Source organism: Providencia sp. wls1943, assembly GCF_009706275.1.
Lineage (GTDB): Bacteria > Pseudomonadota > Gammaproteobacteria > Enterobacterales > Enterobacteriaceae > Providencia > Providencia zhijiangensis.
Genome location: NZ_WLTU01000018.1, coordinates 1 through 21,405, shown reverse-complemented (window position 1 = coordinate 21,405; position 21,405 = coordinate 1). Strand labels below are relative to the sequence as shown.

23 protein-coding genes and 1 riboswitch are annotated in these 21,405 nt (G+C 41.9%); of the genes, 16 read left to right on the top strand and 7 right to left on the bottom strand.

Features of this window, described 5'->3' with window-relative positions; translation table 11 throughout:
• Positions 1-253 precede the first annotated feature (253 nt).
• The 5 genes from GKR48_RS09500 to GKR48_RS09480 all read left to right on the top strand — a co-directional run bounded on the left by GKR48_RS09500 (position 254) and on the right by GKR48_RS09480 (position 4,934).
• Positions 254-1,165, top strand: coding sequence for a metal ABC transporter substrate-binding protein (locus tag GKR48_RS09500; RefSeq protein ID WP_154627924.1), 912 nt, complete (start codon positions 254-256; stop codon positions 1,163-1,165).
• Positions 1,166-2,056 carry a manganese/iron ABC transporter ATP-binding protein gene (locus GKR48_RS09495; protein WP_154604086.1) on the top strand — a complete coding sequence of 297 codons (891 nt, stop codon included), beginning with the start codon at positions 1,166-1,168 and terminating at the stop codon, positions 2,054-2,056.
• A complete protein-coding gene (locus GKR48_RS09490; RefSeq protein WP_154627923.1) occupies positions 2,053-2,943 on the top strand; it encodes a metal ABC transporter permease in 891 nt (296 codons plus the stop codon). Before GKR48_RS09495 ends, GKR48_RS09490 begins: the two co-directional genes overlap by 4 nt.
• The gene (locus tag GKR48_RS09485; RefSeq protein WP_154627922.1) at positions 2,936-3,802 is read left to right on the top strand and encodes a metal ABC transporter permease; all 867 of its coding nucleotides are present in this window, start codon (positions 2,936-2,938) and stop codon (positions 3,800-3,802) included. The genes GKR48_RS09490 and GKR48_RS09485 overlap by 8 nt, the downstream gene beginning before the upstream one ends.
• A 262-nt stretch (positions 3,803-4,064) precedes the next feature.
• On the top strand, positions 4,065-4,934 hold the full coding sequence (locus GKR48_RS09480; RefSeq protein ID WP_154627995.1) for a fructosamine kinase family protein: 870 nt from the start codon (positions 4,065-4,067) through the stop codon (positions 4,932-4,934).
• A 116-nt stretch (positions 4,935-5,050) separates the two neighbouring features.
• Here GKR48_RS09480 and GKR48_RS09475 read toward each other — a convergent pair whose 3' ends face one another.
• Positions 5,051-5,590, bottom strand: a complete 540-nt coding sequence (locus GKR48_RS09475) for a YniB family protein (RefSeq protein ID WP_154627921.1) — start codon at positions 5,588-5,590, stop codon at positions 5,051-5,053.
• Between the two features lie 303 nt (positions 5,591-5,893).
• On the opposite strand from GKR48_RS09475, the gene hxpB reads away from it, so the two are divergent.
• The 5 genes from hxpB (at position 5,894) to GKR48_RS09450 (ending at position 10,094) form a co-directional block, all read left to right on the top strand.
• Complete coding sequence (gene hxpB, locus GKR48_RS09470) at positions 5,894-6,559, top strand: hexitol phosphatase HxpB (RefSeq protein WP_132494803.1); 666 nt, start codon at positions 5,894-5,896, stop codon at positions 6,557-6,559.
• A 191-nt stretch (positions 6,560-6,750) separates the two neighbouring features.
• Positions 6,751-7,341 (top strand): metal-dependent hydrolase, encoded by a 591-nt coding sequence (locus GKR48_RS09465; RefSeq protein WP_154627920.1) that lies wholly within the window; start codon positions 6,751-6,753, stop codon positions 7,339-7,341.
• 166 nt (positions 7,342-7,507) lie between these two features.
• Positions 7,508-8,899, top strand: coding sequence for an L-cystine transporter (locus GKR48_RS09460; protein WP_036950508.1), 1,392 nt, complete (start codon positions 7,508-7,510; stop codon positions 8,897-8,899).
• 283 nt (positions 8,900-9,182) lie between these two features.
• Positions 9,183-9,572: a YkgJ family cysteine cluster protein gene (locus GKR48_RS09455; protein WP_154627919.1), complete on the top strand. Its 390-nt coding sequence runs from the start codon at positions 9,183-9,185 to the stop codon at positions 9,570-9,572.
• Positions 9,573-9,785: 213 nt separating this feature from the next.
• On the top strand, positions 9,786-10,094 hold the full coding sequence (locus GKR48_RS09450) for a hypothetical protein (protein ID WP_154604091.1): 309 nt from the start codon (positions 9,786-9,788) through the stop codon (positions 10,092-10,094).
• A 154-nt stretch (positions 10,095-10,248) separates the two neighbouring features.
• Here GKR48_RS09450 and GKR48_RS09445 read toward each other — a convergent pair whose 3' ends face one another.
• Together GKR48_RS09445 and GKR48_RS09440 are read right to left on the bottom strand one after the other, a co-directional pair.
• Positions 10,249-10,572 (bottom strand): AzlD domain-containing protein, encoded by a 324-nt coding sequence (locus tag GKR48_RS09445; RefSeq protein WP_154604092.1) that lies wholly within the window; start codon positions 10,570-10,572, stop codon positions 10,249-10,251.
• Positions 10,572-11,243, bottom strand: coding sequence for an AzlC family ABC transporter permease (locus GKR48_RS09440; RefSeq protein ID WP_154627918.1), 672 nt, complete (start codon positions 11,241-11,243; stop codon positions 10,572-10,574). The genes GKR48_RS09445 and GKR48_RS09440 overlap by 1 nt, the downstream gene beginning before the upstream one ends.
• A 71-nt stretch (positions 11,244-11,314) precedes the next feature.
• Here GKR48_RS09440 and GKR48_RS09435 point away from each other — a divergent pair, with 71 nt between their 5' ends.
• Complete coding sequence (locus tag GKR48_RS09435) at positions 11,315-11,884, top strand: helix-turn-helix domain-containing protein (protein WP_154627917.1); 570 nt, start codon at positions 11,315-11,317, stop codon at positions 11,882-11,884.
• Positions 11,885-11,911: 27 nt separating this feature from the next.
• Positions 11,912-12,088, top strand: coding sequence for a DUF2526 family protein (locus GKR48_RS09430; RefSeq protein WP_272521147.1), 177 nt, complete (start codon positions 11,912-11,914; stop codon positions 12,086-12,088).
• Between the two features lie 173 nt (positions 12,089-12,261).
• On the opposite strand, the gene GKR48_RS09425 is transcribed toward GKR48_RS09430, so the two are convergent.
• From GKR48_RS09425 to crcB, 3 genes are all read right to left on the bottom strand, one after another.
• Complete coding sequence (locus GKR48_RS09425) at positions 12,262-13,446, bottom strand: M20 family metallopeptidase (protein ID WP_154627916.1); 1,185 nt, start codon at positions 13,444-13,446, stop codon at positions 12,262-12,264.
• Positions 13,447-13,526: 80 nt separating this feature from the next.
• Positions 13,527-14,750: a hypothetical protein gene (locus GKR48_RS09420; RefSeq protein ID WP_154627915.1), complete on the bottom strand. Its 1,224-nt coding sequence runs from the start codon at positions 14,748-14,750 to the stop codon at positions 13,527-13,529.
• A gap of 597 nt (positions 14,751-15,347) precedes the next feature.
• Positions 15,348-15,728, bottom strand: a complete 381-nt coding sequence (gene crcB, locus GKR48_RS09415; protein WP_132494787.1) for a fluoride efflux transporter CrcB — start codon at positions 15,726-15,728, stop codon at positions 15,348-15,350.
• A gap of 108 nt (positions 15,729-15,836) precedes the next feature.
• A riboswitch (Fluoride riboswitch) is annotated at positions 15,837-15,906 on the bottom strand.
• A 144-nt stretch (positions 15,907-16,050) separates the two neighbouring features.
• Here crcB and fetA point away from each other — a divergent pair.
• Together fetA and fetB are read left to right on the top strand one after the other, a co-directional pair.
• Positions 16,051-16,704 (top strand): iron efflux ABC transporter ATP-binding subunit FetA, encoded by a 654-nt coding sequence (fetA, locus tag GKR48_RS09410; protein WP_154627914.1) that lies wholly within the window; start codon positions 16,051-16,053, stop codon positions 16,702-16,704.
• Between the two features lie 9 nt (positions 16,705-16,713).
• Positions 16,714-17,499, top strand: coding sequence for an iron efflux ABC transporter permease subunit FetB (gene fetB, locus GKR48_RS09405; RefSeq protein WP_272521148.1), 786 nt, complete (start codon positions 16,714-16,716; stop codon positions 17,497-17,499).
• 55 nt (positions 17,500-17,554) lie between these two features.
• On the opposite strand, the gene GKR48_RS09400 is transcribed toward fetB, so the two are convergent.
• Positions 17,555-18,613, bottom strand: coding sequence for a LacI family DNA-binding transcriptional regulator (locus GKR48_RS09400; RefSeq protein WP_336431141.1), 1,059 nt, complete (start codon positions 18,611-18,613; stop codon positions 17,555-17,557).
• Positions 18,614-18,851: 238 nt separating this feature from the next.
• Here GKR48_RS09400 and GKR48_RS09395 point away from each other — a divergent pair, with 238 nt between their 5' ends.
• Both GKR48_RS09395 and GKR48_RS09390 read left to right on the top strand, forming a co-directional pair.
• Positions 18,852-19,580 carry an SDR family oxidoreductase gene (locus tag GKR48_RS09395; RefSeq protein WP_154627912.1) on the top strand — a complete coding sequence of 243 codons (729 nt, stop codon included), beginning with the start codon at positions 18,852-18,854 and terminating at the stop codon, positions 19,578-19,580.
• A gap of 36 nt (positions 19,581-19,616) precedes the next feature.
• Positions 19,617-21,239, top strand: a complete 1,623-nt coding sequence (locus GKR48_RS09390) for an FGGY-family carbohydrate kinase (RefSeq protein ID WP_154627911.1) — start codon at positions 19,617-19,619, stop codon at positions 21,237-21,239.
• Positions 21,240-21,405: the final 166 nt, after the last annotated feature.

The window sequence follows — 21,405 nt, the reverse complement described above, 5'->3', positions numbered from 1 at the left end:
TAACCAGCAACTCATCGATTACAAAAATACCCCTTTTACCATTTAACGGGATTTTTCATGATTGATATTGATAATCATTATCAATTGGGATATAAATACTATCAGCCAGAAAGACCATACTCATTGTAGACTCAAATAGGTCAATATAAATGAGAAGCTATATTCAAACCCAATAACACACTTATTTAGATTAACCATTTAATGAGATTAATTTAGTTAATAGAACTCGTGACCCAACGTTAGGATCTATTTTATGACAAACTGTTTATTCCGATTATCAACGCCATTACGTACTACATTTATTGCATTAGCTGCCGTTTTATTTGTCAGCCATCCCGCTTTAGCTAAAAAATTTAAAGTGGTCACCACATTTACTATAATACAAGACATTGCTCAAAATGTAGCCGGTGATGCCGCAATTGTCGAATCCATCACTAAACCGGGTGCAGAAATTCACGGTTATCAACCGACACCAAAAGATATTATGAAAGCCTACGATGCTAACCTTATCTTATGGAACGGAATGAATCTGGAAGTTTGGTTCCAGCGTTTCTTTGAAAACCTTAAAGATGTGCCTGCGGTTGTCGTCACTGAAGGTATTGAGCCGATGCCAATCCGTGAAGGGGAATATAAAGATAATCCGAATCCTCATGCTTGGATGTCCCCTGCTAACGCACAAATCTATATCGAAAATATCCGTAAGGCACTGGTGAAATATGATCCAGAAAATGCAGACACCTATAATGCAAACGCGAAAAAATATTCCCAAGAAATTGCGGTACTTGATGCACCTTTACGTGAGCGTTTGAATCGTATTCCTGAAGATAAGCGTTGGTTAGTGACCAGTGAAGGCGCATTTAGCTACCTCACTAAAGATTATGGCTTTAAAGAGGTCTATTTGTGGCCCATCAATGCTGAAGAACAAGGCTCACCAATGCAAGTTAAAAAAGTGATTGATACGGTTCGTGAACACAACATTCCCGTTGTTTTCAGCGAAAGTACTATTTCAGACAAACCGGCTCTGCAGGTCAGTAAAGAGACTGGCGCAAAATACGGCGGAGTATTATACGTCGATTCACTATCAACCGCTGAAGGCCCTGTACCAACTTATATAGACCTGTTGAACACAACCGTCGATACCATCGCAAAAGGATTTTCACAGTAAATGAGCCATACAAATCAATTCGAACATCCGACTCTGGTTGTTGATGACGCAACTGTCACCTACAACAATGGTCATACCGCGATTTATGACGCTAGTTTCAATATTCACGGTGGTTCCATTTGCGCCCTTGTGGGCGTAAACGGAAGTGGTAAATCAACGCTGTTTAAAACAATTATGGGGTTAGTGACGCCATCGTCCGGTAGTGTGACCCTCAATGACCAACCGATTAAAGCGGCATTAAAAGAGAATGTTATTGCCTACGTACCACAAACAGAAGAAGTGGATTGGAATTTTCCAGTGTTAGTTTCTGATGTGGTGATGATGGGGCGTTACGGCAAAATGGGTTTCTTTCGTATTCCTAAAAAGGAAGATAAAGACGCCGTAAAAATGGCTTTAGAACGTGTAGATTTAGCCGGATTGGAACATCGCCAAATTGGTGAACTTTCCGGCGGTCAGAAAAAACGGGTGTTTTTGGCTCGAGCCCTCGCTCAGCAAGGTAAAGTTTTATTACTTGACGAACCCTTTACAGGTGTCGATGTAAAAACAGAAAATGCCATTATTGACCTACTCCGCAGTCTGCGCGATGAAGGGCATTTAATTCTAGTCTCAACCCATAACTTGGGAAGCGTCCCTGAATTTTGCGACCATGTGATTTTAATAAATCGCACTGTGCTGGCGAGTGGCCCAACCGAAACCACCTTTACCCAGCGTAATCTGCAAAAAGCATTTGGTGGCGTACTGCGTCATATTAACCTGTCTGGTCAAGAGCTTCACGACGATGATGACCCACGCTCTGTCACGGTGATTACTGATGACGAACGTGCCGCCGTCTTCTATGGTCACGATCACGATGCACCGGTTAGAAAAAATCAGCCTAAGGAATCTGAATGATTGAGTTGTTACTGCAACCCTTTGAGTACAACTTTATGGTTAAAGCTATTTGGGTGAGTGCCATCGTGGGAGCGGTGTGTGCTTTCTTATCAGCTTACTTAATGCTCAAAGGTTGGTCGCTGATGGGAGATGCCCTCTCCCACTCGGTTGTACCCGGCGTGGCGGGCGCTTATGCGCTTGGATTACCTTACGCCGCAGGGGCTTTTTTTACCGGTATTCTCGCCGCCCTCGCCATGACGTTTGTTAAACATCTCACCCGTTTACGGGAAGATGCCGTTATCGGCTTTATCTTCTCCACCTTTTTTGCAGCGGGGCTATTGATTGTTTCGTTAAACCCAACCTCAGTGAATGTGCAAAGTATTATCTTCGGTAATATTTTGGGGATCGCCGATGCTGATGTTCTTCAAGTCGAGATTATTATCGCCGTTTCATTTGTTGTCCTGATGTGCCTATGGAAAGATTTACTAGCAGTCTTTTTTGATGAAAGCCATGCTCGTTCCATCGGTTTAAATCCACTGCGCCTAAAAATTATTTTCTTCACCTTATTAAGCGCATGTACCGTTGCCGCACTGCAAACTGTTGGGGCGATATTAGTCATTGCGATGGTTGTCACGCCAGGTGCAACAGCCTATTTACTGACCGATAAATTTAAAACATTGCTGATCATTTCCGTCTCTATCGGTACAGCCACCAGTGCAATTGGTGCCTACCTCAGCTACTTTTTAAATGGCGCAACGGGCGGACTAATTGTTACGTTCCAAACGGTGATTTTCTTACTGGCGTTCTTCTTTGCACCAAAACATGGGCTCTTTGCTTCTCGTCGCAAAGCCCGTAGCGAAGTCGCTGACCTGCATCAAAGTAAGCAACAAGGAGCAACCCATGAATGATTTTATGGATTTACTGATGGCTCCTTTCGCATTCCCATTTATGCAAAAAGCCCTGATCACGGCGATTGTTACAGGAACCGTCTGCGCTATTTTATCCTGCTTTTTAGTCTTGAAAGGTTGGTCATTAATGGGAGATGCCATCTCCCATGCGGTATTACCCGGAATTATTATCGCGTCACTGATTGGCATTCCACTGGCCATTGGCGCCTTTGTTTCAGGACTATTTTGCGCAGTTGCTACTGGCTATTTAAAAGAGAATAGTCGAATAAAAGAAGACACCGTCATGGGCATTGTCTTCTCGGGTATGTTTGCTGTCGGTTTGGTCATGTTCGCGAAAATCGATACTGAGCAGCATCTTACTCATATTTTATTCGGGGATATTTTGGGGATCACCGACGAAGAATTTAAACAAATTTTACTGTTTGCAGGGATAACCATTGCGATTATCTTACTCAAACGTAAAGACTTTATGCTGTATTGCTTTGACCCAAACCAAGCGCGTGTTATCGGCTTGCCGGTTAAATGGCTACATTACGGATTACTTTCGCTATTAGCGTTAACCATCGTGGCATCGCTACAGGCTGTTGGGATCATTCTGGTGATTGCAATGTTGATTTCTCCGGGGATCATCGCCTTTGTCCTATGCCGGAGCTTTGGTTGGATGTTGGTGGTCGCGATTATCGCCTCCGTCACCTCCAGCGTACTGGGAACGATTGTCAGCTTCCACATTAATGCGACAACGGGCCCAACCATTGTGGTGATCCAAGCAGGCTATTTTGTTATCGCCCTGCTCTATAGCAAATTAATTCTCGCACGCCGCAAATCCCACACCACGCGCCAAGATTTGCATACGGCCTAATGATATAAAGCTGAATACGCTCAAAACCTATTCAGCTTTTTCTTTCTTCTATTTGACTCTCTTCTATTTTGAAGCTTGCTCTCTATAAAAGAAAAAAGCGATATCCATCTGTTATCATCAAAAGAATCCCCCAATTCTTGAACAAAATCAGCCATCAATCATTTCGGAATAAGGCGTAATTATTAAACAATGATCACTGTTAATTCCTAAATTGACGCTATAGTATGGTATGAGTGAAGACCAAATCACAGCGAGGTGGATCATGTGGCAAGCGATGAATCGTTTATTAATTGAACACTTTGGTGAGGCAGAGCTGCGAAATAAAGTGATTCTTTCTGGTGGGGATATTCATCACACTTTAAGAATCGATTATGGCGAGCATACAGTGTTCGTAAAACAAAATCGCCGCGAGTTTCTCCCTCTTTTTAAACAAGAGGCAGAGCAGCTTGAAATGCTAGCGAAAAGCCAAACTATCACCGTTCCCAAAGTCTACGGCTTGGGTAGCAACAAGCACCATAGCTTTCTTCTCCTCGAATACTTCCCGTTAAAACATTTTGATAGCACCAATGCATGGCACTTTGGTCAACAATTGGCGCGATTACATCAATGGGAAGAACAGCCAAGTTATGGGTTCGATTTTGATACTATGCTCAGTACCATTGTTCAACCTAATGGATGGGAAAAACGGTGGAATGCATTCTTTGCCGAAAAACGTATCGGTCTTCAATTACAAATTGCATCTGAAAAAGGCATGGTTTTTGGTGATATTCAAAGACTGGTGGATATTGTTAAACACCGTTTATCCGGCCATCAACCTCAACCTTCTTTATTGCATGGGGATCTGTGGCCAGCAAATTGTGCGATCACCAACCAAATGGATGGCGTACTCTATGACCCGGCCTGTTATTGGGGTGATCGGGAATGTGATATCGCGATGCTGCCATTATACAAAGAAATTCCGATTCAAATTATTGATGGCTACCAAAGTGTTTGGCCATTACCAACGGGCTTTTTAGACAGACAACCACTCTATCAACTCTATTTTTTACTCAATCAAGCCAACATGTTTGGTAATGAGCAAAGCTATCTGCATGCTCGCAGCATTATTGATAATTTATTAGACGACGAATAGCAGCGAATCAATTAGGCGAAAATAAGAGATGCACAGCAACGGAATAAACACCGATGCTGTGCATTTTTCATGATGGGCATTATCAACATAATGAAAAGCGGCCTACATGATAAAAACTACCAATTCAGAAGTTTCAATGCAAAATAAATGGCGATCCCTAAAACAATCGGCCAGAAATACATCAAAAAGAACTGTTTAAAAATAGTATGTCGAGGAATAGTAACTTTGGCTTCTAACTCTTCTTTGGTCACTTCACTGCCTTTTGCATTTTCAAGAATGACATGATCTTCAATGCTTTCGCGAATGAATTTAATTTGTCGATACATGCGTAAGCCTGATGCGCTTAAAGCAAGCCCCACAAAGATAAAAATAAAAATAACAAAAAATCCGATGCAGCTATCTGAAAAACCATGACTCACTTCAGGGACTGGTGAATTATTCCAAAATACATTGAGAAACGGCGTACTTTGTCGAGTCATCTCCGCCATTAATTTAACAAAATCATTGGCAACTGCATTAATTCCTTCGCCTTGAATTCCTTTCAGAGCCGCTAATTTAATTAACGATGTCAATGTGGAAATTAACGCCACAAAAAATACGATCCAGCCCAAAATACGTTTGCCAATCGCAAGAGAATTTGCCTTGTGGTAATTCATTACAACTATTCCTTAAAGTTTTTTTCTACGCTAATCATAGCCGATAATATTTGCTGGCTCCAAATTTCTATAAAAAAATGATAGTTAAAAACTGAGTTTCGGATTATTCAAAGAGTGAATCGAATCTACATCAATAACTAATCTCCAATTTCCAATAAAATCATGTGATAGCACAGATATCTCTATAACCCCAAGTCATAGCTTGTTAAAATCGTTTCAGAAACCAAAATGACTGTGATTAAAGTACAGCGACAATCCCCATACCCTATTTTTAAGCGGGTATCTAAATGAATGGAGTTTGCTATGTATCATAAATTACCTATCCAATCTGTCATCTTCGACATGGATGGTTTGCTGATTGACTCGGAACCTTTTTGGGAACAAGGGGAAGATGAAGTTTTTGCAGAGTTAGGCGTCGATTTATCCATTAAGCACACTCTTCCTGACACCCTCGGTTTACGTATCGATCACGTTGTTGAACTTTGGTACAACGCATCTCCTTGGCAGGGTTGTAGTTTAGAAGCAACAAAACAGCGTATTATTGACCGCGTTATTGGTTTAGTGGAAGAAAAACGCCCATTACTGCCAGGTGTACAGCATGCACTTGAACTGTGCCGCTCAATGGATCTGAACATCGCTTTAGCCTCTGCGTCTCCGGATTATATGCTGGAAAAAGTGCTGAACTTATTTGATATCCGCCATTATTTTTCTGCCGTCGTTTCAGCCGCAGATTTACCATTAAGTAAGCCTCATCCTGAAGTGTATTTAAAAGCCGCCGCTGAGCTATCCACCAAGCCTATCCATTGTGCTTCATTAGAAGACTCCTTTAATGGAATGATTTCTGCAAAAGCAGCAAGAATGCGTTCTATCGTTGTACCTGATAGCAAGCATTTCAATGACCCTCGCTGGGGTTTAGCTGATGTTAAAATCGCCTCATTGAACGATTTACGCCCAGAAAATTTACGTTAATCTTAAAGACGTTAACGAAACACGATTTCCCTTACGTTTTTCACGTAGGGGAAATTTCAAAAAAGTATAAAAACCTACGGTTATTAACTAATAAATAAGAGTTTTTTTAACTCCAACCTACTACCATATTTCCTGCAAACCCTTTATACTGCCGCCTACTGTATAGATAAACAGATGGTATTTTATCCACCATGACTGCTGAAGGGCATCTGCTTTTTTCCGTCGCCTCACTTGTAATGGCTCATAAATTGCAAATTACCCCGGAGTTCGCTCAGGGTGATTGGCTGCATATGGTGCCAGGGGTGTTGCTGGGTGCCTTATTGCCGGATATTGACCACCCTTCATCAATCCTCGGGCGGCTTTTTCGCATTATTTCATTACCTATATCAAAACTGTGCGGACATCGCGGGTTCACTCACAGCCTGATTGCTTGGCTCATTTTACTGATCAGCAGCTACCAATGGCTGCCTCACTATTGGGATTTACCCACCGACCTTATCCAAGCGTTTTTATTAGGTTATATGAGCCATTTAGTGGCGGATATGCTAACCCCATCCGGAGTGCCTTTTTTATGGCCGCTACCAACACGTTTCTGTTTTCCCATCTTACGCGGTAAGTCCAGTAAACGCGGGGAACGCTTTATTGCCGTGCTTTTGACCGTCTGTGCGGTCTTAATTCCAACAGGTCATCCCGCTGATTGGTTCCAGCAAATTGAAAGCGCACTAAATTATTTTAATAATCAGATAAATATACACTTACCGACAAAAAGCTCACTTTTGTAATATACTGTAAGCATGGATCAACCTAAATTATAACTTTTGATTATAAGTAATGACTAACTTCAACTGATATCATATAACCAGTTGTTAGAAGAAATGAAATCCTTATACCTATTAAGGATTAACAACAAGAATCATTATGTAAAATAATTACAATTTGGAGTGCGGAATGAATATTCCTCTGATTATCAATGTGCTGGTTTTCGTAGCACTTTTAATACTGTTAGCAAAACTCGGATCGAATGGTTGGAGCCTGTCCAAAAAAGTTTTACTGGGTCTCGTATTCGGTGTTGCTTATGGTGTCGGACTTCACCTCGTGTATGGTTCCGGTCACCAAACGGTAAAAGACTCCATTCTTTGGTTTAATATCGTCGGTAATGGTTACGTTCAACTGTTACAAATGGTGATTATGCCTCTGGTGTTCGCCTCTATTCTGAGTGCGGTCGCTCGACTTCATAAGGCATCTTCTTTAGGGAAAATTAGCTTTTTAACTATTGGCACATTGCTGTTTACCACAGCCATTGCGGCTTTAGTGGGTATTTTGATCGCAAACCTGTTCGGCTTAACGGCTGAAGGTCTGGTTCAAGGTCAATCTGAAACTGCACGCCTAGCGGCCATTGAAACAAATTATATTGGTAAAGTCTCAGATTTAACGGTTCCTCAGTTAATCCTGTCCTTTATCCCGAAAAACCCGTTTGCGGATTTAACTGGTGCAAGCCCAACATCTATCATTAGTGTAGTTATTTTTGCTGCCTTCTTAGGAGTAGCTGCGCTGCAACTGTTTAAAGATGATAAAGAGCGCGGTGAAAAAGCATTAGCGGCTATCGATGTGATGCAAGCATGGGCAATGAAACTCGTTCGCTTAGTCATGCGTTTAACCCCTTACGGTGTAATGGCGCTGATGATCAAAGTGGTCGCAAGCTCTAACTTAGCCGATATTATTAACTTAGGGACTTTCGTCGTCGCATCCTATGTCGCGTTAGCCATTATGTTTGTGGTTCACGGTATTTTAGTGGCTACAACAGGCTTAAACCCAATCAAGTTCTTTAAGAAAGCGGGCCCAGTACTGACATTTGCATTCACTAGCCGTTCGAGCGCAGCCAGTATTCCACTGAATATTGAAACGCAAACTCGCCGCTTTGGTGTGCCAGAGTCTATCGCAAGCTTCTCGGCTTCTTTCGGTGCAACTATCGGTCAAAACGGTTGTGCGGGTATCTACCCTGCGATGTTAGCCGTGATGGTCGCACCAACTATGGGGATCAACCCATTTGACCCTCTGTGGATAGCAACCTTAGTCGGTATCGTGACCATCAGCTCTGCCGGTGTTGCTGGTGTGGGTGGCGGTGCAACCTTCGCCGCACTGATTGTACTGCCAGCAATGGGATTACCCGTCACGTTAGTTGCGCTGTTAATTTCAGTCGAGCCTCTGATTGATATGGGTCGTACCGCTCTGAACGTGAGTGGTTCCATGACAGCGGGTACCGTCACTAGCCAGTTAATGGGCGAAACGGACAAGTCAATCTTCAATCAAGATGACGACGGTGATTTAAAACACGTTTAATCGTCCTAATCTCCTAACACTCATTGAAACCTGCCCGTCAAACGGCAGGTTTTTTTGTGTCTGCTATTTTCTAGGCTCGATATTTCATCAAACTGCAACAGCTTGAAATTTTTACTTTATTTTGACTTTATTGGAAATATAGGTCTTTTACTCTAAAAAATATTGCCAATACGTAAAGCTGCGTAACATAATAGCGGCTGAGCAACATTTTCTTAGGCCTCCTGCCTGTGTTGCGTCTCCCGTTTCCTACGGGAACTATCAACTTCATTGTTAGATTTTTTATATGACCAATATTATTCATATACTAAAAACTGATCCTTCAGATAACCCCTGTGTCAGCTGTGGTGCTTGTTGTGCTTACTTTCGCGTCTCATTTTACTGGGCAGAAGCAGAAGCTGGCGGTGGTTCGGTGCCTCAACATTTAACAGAGCAAATCACCCCCTTTATGAGTTGTATGCAAGGTACAAACCAGAAACCGAATACCCGCTGTACAGCACTTGATGGTACCGTCGGGGAATGTGTCTCTTGCTCTATTTATGAACAACGCCCAACGCCATGCCGAGAATTCGAACAATCGTGGCATAACGGCATCCACAATGAAGCCTGCGACCGTGCTCGCGCAGCCTATGGTTTACCTCCTCTCGAGCCTCAGCAACCGCAAATCGCGTGCTAACCGTCAATGACCCAGAGATTTTTCTGGGTTATCTTCTTGACCCTTTCACACTCCCTTCCTAAGTAAAATAATCTCATTATTTTCAATAAAATGTGTAAAGAAAGGATAAAACGTGCAGGAAATATGGAGCTTCAGTCAAAGCAAGTAAAAGCCATTGCGAGGGAAATCTAATTGATGAATTATCCGCTCATCACGTTAATGAGGAGATAAAAGATGAACAAATTAAACCAAGGTTTACTTGCTGCCGTTTTACTGTCTGTTGGCTTTGCTGCCGCAGCCGCTAATGTTGATATGAACAAATCACCACGCCATCACGGCGGAAATCATCATAATATGGTGTATAGCGTGACAGAACAAACCACCAAGCCGAATGAAACCCTGAAAAAACTGGCAAACGATACGCCTAAAATTGAAGATGGCAAACGCTACATGGTGAAGATGTCTGTCGTGGAAGTGCCTGAATTCAAGCCAGCACAACCAATGCCAATGCCGGTTCCTGCTACGGCCCCCGCAGCTAAATAATGAATGAATCAACCTAAACCATAGGCTGTACCTGTTAAACTGATAACATCAACCTTTTAGCATTGTTAGTTAAAAATCAGTATCTTAATAGACACAATAACATTTAGGTATATCCCTAATTTTAGCCCCTAATGCCATAGGGGCTTTTTTTTAACTAAAATAACCAGCGCAATAGTGCTGTGACTATCGCCGCCGACAAAACAATCACAATAAATGGCTTACGGTACCAAGTCAGGATACCTGCCACCACTACCCCAATTATTTTCGGTAAATCCGATAATTCATTACCTGAAAAGAGCGTTGAGGTCATCGCGACTGAAAATAAAATCACAATGGCAGCAGCCGAAAACAGAGCTTTATTTTGCTCTGTTAAATTGACCCGCCCTTTTAGCAATGCGCCGGATGCCCGCATTAAGTACGTCCCAACTGCTAAAATGAAAATTCCACTGACGATTAACCAAGGATGTTCCATCATCATCATTTCCTTATATAGATAACTAAACTCAACAAAGCCAGTAAAATGGGGATCCCCGCAGGTAATACCGGTGTTGTTACCATAGCAATCACAGCCCCGACTATCGCAGCGAGTCTTAAGCGCCTATCTTTCAACGCAGGTAAACTCAGCGCTAAGATAATGGCGGGAAACATGGCATCCATTCCTAGTGCGTGAGTATCTTGAATAAAGCTTCCCAAAATTTCACCGATGACCACACCAACAGGCCAACAGATTAAAATCCCTAGTCCGCACAGCCAAAATGCGGCGTTTTTTTCTCGTTCGCTGTCTTGCGACAAGCCAAAAATCACACTTTCATCATTCATAATGTGATATCCCAGCAAAGATTTGGCACCCTTTCCTGCTAATTCACTAACGGCAAAACTAAATGGAATATGGCGCGAATTGACTAATAGCCCGGCTAAGGCGGCAGACAGCGGGCTTCCCCCTGAAAATACCACACCAATAAACAAAAACTCGGATGCACCCGCTAATACAAAAATGGATAGCATTAACGGAACCCACCAATCAAAACCTTGTGAATGGGCTAATGCACCGTAGGAAATCCCCACAATTAAGTCTGCAATACACACCAGTGCAATATTTTTCACTGTGCTATTATGGAGAATAGAAAATTGAAATGTAGATGTCTGCATAGAACGACAGTTCGATATAAAAAACAATCGTTCATTATGTCGATACTCTAGGCTAAGTGCAATCAAATAGGATGTTAAAGTTGACCTTATTCACGCCCCCTATCGAATTAATCTCAAAATCATTGGCTTGTGAAAGGCAAAAAAGTGGGCTTTCTCTCTCTGAACTTGCTCGTAAAGCGGGAATAGCCAAATCTACACTATCCCAATTAGAGGCGGGTAGCGGCAATCCCAGCATTGAAACCCTATGGGCATTATGTGTTGCTCTGGATATTCCTTTTTCCCGTTTAATTGAAGAAAAACGTGCGGCAGTGAGTGTGATCCGCCATGGCGAAGGTACCCCAGTAAGCGCTGAGCACGCCAACTATTTGGCCTATTTGCTCTCTTCTGCTCCTCCTAATTCTCAACGGGATATTTATACGGTTGTTGCACAGCCAGGTCGAGATCGCGTTTCAGAACCCCATATGCATGATGTCACTGAGCATATTATTTTGATGTCTGGCAGAGCATTAGTTGGGCCACTCGACAACCCTGTTGAGCTCAATGTCGGTGACTATATTCACTATCGAGGTGATGAACCCCACATTATGCGCGCGCTTGAACCCAACACCATGGCAGTCATGGTGATTGATAAACAGAATTAATTAGCCCAATAAGCTGGAGGATTTGCTGTGAATTACTATCAAGAAATAACAAACAAAGTCACCTTATTGCTGGATGAAAACTCCGTTCATAATATGAATGAAATGCTAATGCAGCTTTCTCATGATGATAAACTTACCCAAGAACAACGTTTCGAGCTGCAACAACGTCTTAGAGACGCTATTTTTGTTCACCATAATTCGTAATAAAAATTCCCAATTAACGTTTAATTAAATGGGATTTGGCGGTTCATATCTCGATTTAAAATATAGAAGAAAAGCCTGAGCAATCTATTTATTACTCAGGCTTGATTTAATCATTCATTATAACTACGTGAAACTTAATCAGCTTATTTCCTGCATTAAAACTTATTCTTTTATTAAAACTTATCTTGCTGCAAATAAGACCACGCATATTGCGCATACAGTTCTGCGCCTGATGCCATCACATCTTCATCAATGTTAAAACAGCCGTGGTGATGCGCCCATTGAGTATCTTTTTCTGGGTTACCTGAACCTAATAATGCAAAACAACCCGGAATGTTTTCCATATAAAAGCTGAAATCTTCCCCGCCTGGTGTGGGTCTTTCTGCCATTAATGCATTTTCACCAAACGCTTCACTGATCACCGACTGTGCCAATAATGCACTGCGCTCTTCGTTAATCACAGGCAGCGTACCATAGATATAATCCACTTCAGCGGTGGCGCCGTACATTGCGGCAGTATGTTCGGCATAACGACGGATCGCCGCTTCAATGCGAGTACGGGTTTCAATGTCAAAGCAACGTACCGTTCCATCCAGTACCGCATTTTCTGCAATCACGTTAAATCGGGTGCCCACGTCCATTTTTCCGATAGTCACAACGGCTGAGTCTAGCGAAGAAGTTTCACGAGAAACCACCGCTTGCAAATTCATCACAAATGATGAGGCAACGATTGCAGCATCAACGGTCGCTTCCGGCATCGAACCGTGTCCACCGCGCCCTTTAAATTTCACGACCAATAAGTCCGCAGAAGCGAATGTCCCGCCGACATTACACGATATTTTTCCTGAAGGCGTCGTAGACCAAATATGCATACCAAACACGTTGTCAACATTATCCACTGCGCCTTGTTTTACCATCGCTTTAGCGCCCTGCGCTATTTCTTCAGCCGGTTGAAAAATCAGGCGAATATTTCCTTTCAACTCATCGCGCACTTCATATAACGCTTTGGCTGCGGTTAATAACATCGCGGTATGTGCATCATGCCCACACGCGTGCATCTTCCCTTTATTTGTCGATTTATACTCAAGGGAATCATTCAATTCCTGAACGGGCAATGCATCGATATCCGCACGTAAGGCGACCGTCTTGCCGGGTTTACCGCCTTTAATGTCCGCAATAATTCCGGTAGGTTCAGTGAGGCGATACTCAATACCAATTTTTGCCAATTCTTCAGCAATACGCTTCGTGGTTCTCACTTCTTCAAAAGGCAATTCTGGATGTGAGTGAAGATCACGACGAAAAGCAATCATCTCTTCAGTGTGTTTTTTAATGGATGCTGTGATGCTGTTATTGACCATTTTTCTGTCCTTTTTCTATTCTTTTCGCTTTCTTAAACTATTATTTTTCAGCGTGTTAAATTCTAATATTCTATTTATCGTTATGCAGCAACAGGCACAATGTAGGCGACCATAATCCCCGCTAATACCACGGAAACCATCGTGACAGAGATAAAACCACCAACTAGCATTGGTCCTAACATATGGCTAGTTAAAATCTGACGCTCTTTTTCATCTTTGGTCAGTGCATTAATGGCTTCATTGGTAATGATATAATCCGCAGGGAAACCATACAGTGCCGTCAATGAGACCGCGAAAGCCATCTCCTTTGATACACCTAGAATTTTTCCAACAATCCAAGACGCGATAAACATGCCGATGACGGCTGCCACGATCAACACCACCATTGGGTAGACCAATCTCAACAACATATCTGGTGTTGCATGATTTAACGTATCAAAGATAAATAGCATTAATGCCATGATAGCAAAGCCAAACCCGTTCGCTTTCTGCAATGGCTGCCTTTCTAAAAATCCCATTGACGAGGCAATAACACCAAATAACAAGCACAAAACAAACGGACTGATGCTGACATAAGGCGCGGCAACGGTAGAAACTAAATAGGCGAGATACCCCACCACCACTAAGCGTAAAAATTGGAAATAACTGGTGTTATAGTGACTCGGAATTCGCTTGAACATGCGAGGCATCGCACTTTCAGATGCCAGTGTTTTGACTTCCACATCATCCGCACCGTCAACAGCCAATGACTCTTTCCATGTACCACTGCGATATTGCTCAAGCACGCGGCGACCTTCACGCTTCAACATAATGGCCGTTAGCGGATAACCGGCAAAACCTTGCATCACATAAATTAAGATGGCAAATACCGAAAGATCCACCAGCCCAGCTTCCGCCGCACCTTTTGACATAATTAATGAAGAGACAATGCCACCGACTAATGGCGGGATTGCCACTAATACTGTATTTAAATCAAATAGCGCTAAACCGACCCCGTAAATAAAGACTATGATCCCCAAAATACCGGATAACGAAATTAAGATGGTCTTCCATTGGTGTAAAAGTTCTTTCAATGAGAGCAATGTACCCATATTGGTAATGAGTAAATACATCAGCATCACAGCGACAACTTTTGGTATTCCCGCAACGCTCACAATATCTTTAGGAAAGAATGTCCAATAACCTAAAAGGAATAATACCGCGCAAACAAACACCGATGGGATCCACGCTTTTGTTCGTACTGCAATGGCATCCCCGATGTACAGTATCCCGACAATTAATAACAGAGCTAACATTTGTGACATAAGTTTTTCCCCGCATTTATTATTTTTATTTATTTCTGTTTTGGTTATTTAATCTATTAATTTTGATATGTCAGATTTATTCTTTCAAAATAGAGAACAAAATAAAGCCAAATAACACATATCCATCCAAGCCATTACATTTAAACAACAATTTCATCATAACATTGAATAAATAGATGTATAGATTAAGTTACAGTGTAAGGTTGAAAATACACTAGCAAAAAATCGTAGATTAAAAAGTCATATATGAGGGGAGAGAATGAAAATACAGAACGATTGTTTCGTATTCAGAACCGTTTTTAATAGGATATGTTTTATGCGTTATATTTGGTGATAATTCATACTTTTTCAGTGTAGGGGAAACGATAAATTTATAATCTATTGCCCTGCTATATATTTTTATGCTTTCACAATTTTGATGCAGTTATATCATGATAAAAACGGCTCATTATCATAGTTAGTAATATATTCTGCTTTATTTCACGATCCTTTTTTTTTTGCTCAAAATAGAAACAAAAATCGCCTATTCACATCCGCAAATAGGCGATTAATCGTACGAAAATAATAGATGGGAAATAGATACTTAATTAAAGCCCATTATCCTTGAGAGAGCATGTTATGGCACAACATACCGAGTAAGGTAAATAATAAAGCGCCGAGAACATGAATTGCGATCGTGCTAAATGCCACCGCCAACTTTCCTTCTTGCAACATCACCAACACTTCCAGAGAAAATGTTGAAAACGTGGTGAATGCGCCACAAAAGCCCGTGACAATAAACAATTTATAGGCGGGATTAATATTCGCGCTCGCAAAGTAAGAGACAGCAAAACCAATGATAAAACCGCCAACTAAATTGACGAAAACAGTACCAAATGGAATGTGAGGGTGCAGGTTATTCAGCTTTAAGCCAATCAACCATCTTAACCAGCCACCTAAAACGGAACCTAAAGCAATAGAAATGAGGGATGCGTACATTGCCACTTTCCTTACAAGTTAGATGGGAATAAATGCAAGGAAAAGCTCCTGCAGACATTTATGCCCTAAATTCGGGCACATAACCTACGTGCCCATTCAAATGAAAAGGTTTACGTAGGCATCATCAGTCCACATCAAGGACGGTTAAACTAGGAGGAATGCCATCTCCTAACGAGACGCTGATTAAAATAATAAGGCAACTATTTTCTTCATGCAAATCTAATTTGCCAAGCCTATTCCAGATAACCCGGTGTCTATTTACCCTAAATTGGCGCATAATATCCGTAATATCGATAATAGAATTAGATGGATTAGGTCAGATATGGAAACAAAACAGCCCTTATTACAACTTAAGAATATCGGTTTTCAGGTTGGACAGAAGATAATTTTAGATAATGTGCAAATTGACCTATACCCAGGTGAATTTAAATTGATCACAGGTCCTTCTGGTTGTGGGAAAAGTACATTATTAAAAATTGTCTCTTCACTCATCCCACCAAGTTGCGGTGAAATTCTGTTTGCTGGCGAAAATATCAATACTATTGCGCCAGAGAAATATCGTCAACAAGTCTCCTATTGCACTCAAACGCCTGCACTTTTTGGCAATACCGTGTATGACAATCTCTTTTTTCCTTATCAAATACGCAATCAGCCATTTGATAAACAAAAAATTCTCGATGATTTAAGCTATTTTTCACTGCCGGATACCATCCTAGAAAAAGGCATTAATGAGCTTTCAGGCGGAGAAAAACAGCGGGTCTCATTGATCCGTAATTTACAATTCTTGCCGCAAATTTTATTACTGGATGAAATCACTAGTGCCTTAGATGAACAAAATAAAATCAAAGTGAATGAGCTTATTCATCAATTAGCGGTCAAGAATAATATTGCCGTCCTCTGGGTGACTCATGATCAAGATGAAATTGGTCATGCTGACGATATTATTACCCTCCCCGTACACCATAGCGAAAAATAGGAATTAATCGTGCATCAACCTACTATTTCCAATGAGTCGCTCGCATTTTCGATTATGTTAGTCTTAGTGGCTATTTTTATTAGCCATAAAGAGAAGCTCTCTCTTGAAAAAGATATTATTTGGAGTACGTGCCGTGCCATTGTTCAACTATTAATTGCCGGTTATATCCTCAAATATATTTTCCACGTTGACCATAAAGCACTCACTGTTTTATTAGTGTTATTTATCTGCTTTAACGCCGCTTGGAATGCGAAAAAACGCAGTAAATACCTCGATAAATTATTTCCAACCGCGTTAATTGCGATTACTTCAGGCACATTTTTGACATTGTTGGTATTAATTCTCACTGAAGCCATCGCGTTTACCCCAATGCAAGTTATTCCAATTACAGGGATGATTGCTGGGAACGCCATGATTGCCGTCGGACTTTGCTTCAATAACTTAGGACAGCGCTTTAATAGTCAACAACAGCAAATTCAAGAAATGCTTAGCTTGGGCGCCACACCTAAAATTGCTTCTGCCTCGATTATTCGCGAAAGTATTCGCGCATCATTAATCCCTACGGTGGATTCTGCCAAGACGGTTGGGATCGTGAGTTTACCTGGTATGATGTCAGGGCTCATTTTTGCGGGAGTCGACCCTTTACAGGCAGTTAAATACCAAATTATGGTGACATTTATGCTGTTAGCGACAGCAAGTTTATCCACAATTTTGGCTGGGTATTTAACCTACGTGAAGTTTTATAATCAACGCCATCAATTGCGTTTAGATGCTTTAAATAAAAACATTAAATAAAAAAATTAAACAGACCAAATCAGGCTTAACATTTCTGCCTTAAGCCTGATTTAATTTATTTTGTTTTTCCGACCATGACAGGCATCACCTCAATAAGCTGAGGCTGGCTTTCTCCCGATTCTATCAAGGTAAAAATTTGTTCTAGCATAGCGGGAACATCCTGTTTAACCATCTCGATATCATTCCCAAGTAATGCAACAAACGGATCCCAGTCAAAACACCCCATCGGCGGCTGATGCGCGCCTGTGTGCCCCTCTTTCATTAACCACCTCATCACCCCTTCTAATGAGATAGTCGAGTTGACGAATAGCCCACAAAGTTCAATATATTGAGGGTCTTGCGGTGTTTCTTTTTGTAAAAATGAGTGCTGCGAAGAATATGTCGAGAGTGCCCGTTCGGCTTTTTCTGGCGCATAACCACAAGTCAAAATATGGTGTTGAGGAACCTCTATATTCAAGGAATTATGAGCATCGATAAATCCCCGAATTCGCTCTCGAGTGTTATGCTCCTCTTCTCGTCCTCCCACAAACACCAGTGATTCTGACGATGCAGCTCGTTGCTGCCTTTTGCGCAAAATATTGAGCGCTAACTGCTTTGCACCATGATAATTATCGGAAATCACCGAAGGTGCCAATGTGCCAGGTAAGTCTAAATTGAGTGTCGGTACACCTGATGCGTGGCAGATTTGCGTAATTTTATCAGGATCAGTTGCCCCCGTTGAAATCAACCAATCCACTTGATATGAGAGCATTGCCTTTGCGGCCTCTAACTCTAATTGAGGATCACGGCGTGTACAGGTAATGATAGGAAATAGCCCACGTTCACGCGCCATCTCCTCGAAATGCTCCACAACCGACCCAAAATAACGGTTATCGTATTTAGGAACCAACATCCCAATAATTTTGGATTTATTACTGCGTAATAGACTCGCTTGCTTATTCACCGAATAGTTTTGCTCCTGCGCTATTCGCATAATTTTTTCAGCTAATTGGGCACTAATACGTCTTTTTTGCCAATTTCCATTCAATACAGCGCTAACGGCACTGGCTGAAACCCCTGCCAATTCTGCAAGGTCATAGATCGTGGTTTTCTTGTTTTGTCTGATCTTGCTCACAAATTTATGCCTCCATTTTTTCCTAGCTTGACACCAAAGCGTAAAAGTCGCAATACTGCTCCATCGATTGAGCGACATCGAAATTAACCTAGAATCGAGTTGATATGGCGATTTGCCTGCATTCTCACTCACTGAATACACTCTGCCAAATCCCCTCGTAACTTATTAAAATTACATTAATTTCTAATACTCAGTTTGACTTACCTATTGATTAACTAACTTATCCGGAGTGAACATCATGGCTATCTCATTAGAAAACAAAGTTGCCGCCATCACAGGTGCGGCTTCTGGTATTGGACTTGAGTGCGCACGTACCCTACTCAAAGCTGGCGCGAAAGTTGTTTTAATTGACCGTGCCGAAGACCGATTAAATCAGTTAGTTGCCGAACTAGGCGGTAATGCAATTCCACTGGTTGTTGATTTAATGAAGCCAGAACAAGTGGATGGCATGTTAGATGCTATTTTAGCCAAAGCGGGTCGCTTAGATATTTTCCACGCTAACGCCGGTGCTTATATCGGTGGCCCAGTCGCAGAAGGCGACCCAGATGTTTGGGATAAAGTATTAAACCTCAACATCAATGCCGCATTTCGCAGCGTGCGCGCCGTTCTCCCACACTTTATTGAGCAAAAATCAGGGGATGTCCTGTTTACTAGTTCAATCGCAGGGATGGTGCCCGTGATTTGGGAACCTATCTACACCGCATCTAAATTTGCAGTTCAAGCGTTTGTCCATTCAACTCGCCGCCAAGTGTCTCAATACGGTGTTCGCGTTGGTGCTGTATTACCAGGCCCTGTTGTCACTGCATTACTGGATGACTGGCCAAAAGAAAAAATGGAAGAAGCATTAGCTAATGGCAGCTTAATGCAACCTATCGAAGTCGCTGAAGCGGTTCTATTTATGTTAACTCGTCCAAGAAATATCACCATCCGTGATCTTGTGATCCTACCAAACAGCGTTGACCTTTAATTTTTACCGATAACCATAAAGATTGTGGGAGGACATATGAACAGCCCTACGCAAAGTAAAAATGACGACGTCGTCATTGGTATTGATGTCGGTACAGGCAGCGCGCGTGCAGGTATTTTTGATCTGCGTGGCAACATGCTTGCGTCTGTTAAACACGATATTACGCTCTATCGTGATGGTGCCAATTTCGCAGAGCAATCAAGTAACGAAATCTGGAATGCCGTTTGTTATTGTGTGAAACATGCAATGGCAGATGCCAAAATTGATGCAAAACGTGTCGCAGGAATTGGTTTTGATGCGACCTGCTCTCTGGTTGTTTTAGATAAAAACCAGCAACCTATTTCCGTCAGTCCAAGTGAAGATCCTGAACGCAATATTATTGTTTGGATGGATCACCGCGCCACGGAACAAGCTGAGCGCATCAATAGCCTAAAACACCCAGTATTGAATTATGTTGGGGGTAAGATTTCCCCTGAAATGGAAACCCCAAAAATTCTTTGGCTAAAAGAAAATCGTCGCCAAACTTATGATAGTGCGTGGCAATTTTTTGATTTAGCAGACTTCCTAACGTGGAAATCAACGGGTTCTTTAGCGCGTTCTACTTGTACAGTAACCTGTAAATGGACTTACTTGGCACATGAAAAGCGCTGGGACGCTGACTATTTTCGCCAAATTGGTCTCGCAGAGTTAGCAGACGAAAACTTTGCTCGCATTGGTCAGGAAATTGTCGAACCAGGCACACCAAATGGAAGCGGCTTAACCGCCCAAGCTGCTGAACAAATGGGATTGTTAGTTGGGACACCAGTTGCCGCAGGGATGATTGATGCTCATGCTGGTGGAATTGGCACAGTTGGGGTCAATGGTGATGCAACTGCAAATATGGCGTATGTTTTTGGTACCTCTTCCTGCACGATGACCACCACCCAAGAACCCGTGTTTATCCCTGGTGTTTGGGGCCCCTATTATTCAGCAATGGTACCGGGTATGTGGCTAAACGAAGGTGGACAAAGTGCTGCTGGTGCGGCAATTGACCAACTACTTTCTTTACATCCGATGGCTGCACAAGCCAAAGTGATAGCAAAAGAGCAAGGCAAATCATTACCCGTTATGCTGGCGGATAAAGTATTAGAAAAATCAGGTACCCCATCTCAAGCAGTTGAATTAGCTAAAGGTATTCATATTGTTCCTGAGTTTTTAGGCAATAGAGCTCCTTTCGCCGATCCCCACGCGAAAGCCATCATTGCGGGCTTAACCATGGATAACAGCTTTGATAACTTACTTGCATTCTATACCGCCGGTGTTTGCAGTATTGGCTATGGATTACGACAAATCATTGATGCTCAGGCACAATCAGGTGCTGTTATCCAAAATATCGCTATCAGTGGTGGCGCCGGTCAGCACCCGCTGATCCGTCAACTCCTAGCTGATACCTGTGGTGTTCCGGTGATTTCAACTCAAGCGGATGAACCTGTATTATTGGGCTCTGCTATTTTGGGAGCCGTCGCCGGAGATGTTTGCGAGAATGTCGCACAAGCAATGGCTCAATTTGCAAATATTGATTTAACGTATCAACCTAATGAGCAATTTAAATTACATCATCAAACTCGATTTACTTCTTTCCAGCATTTACAACAATGTGCGAGAGAACTAAAAGGTTAATTGGCTAATTTAAATAGCCAACCAAAGGGATAAGTTTTATTTATCCCTTTTTATTATCTTTAATAAAAAATTAAATAACATTAAAACAATGAGCAAATAAGTAATTAACATTTAATTTTAGAATTAATAATAATTATTATAATTAAAATAAAAAATAATATAAATA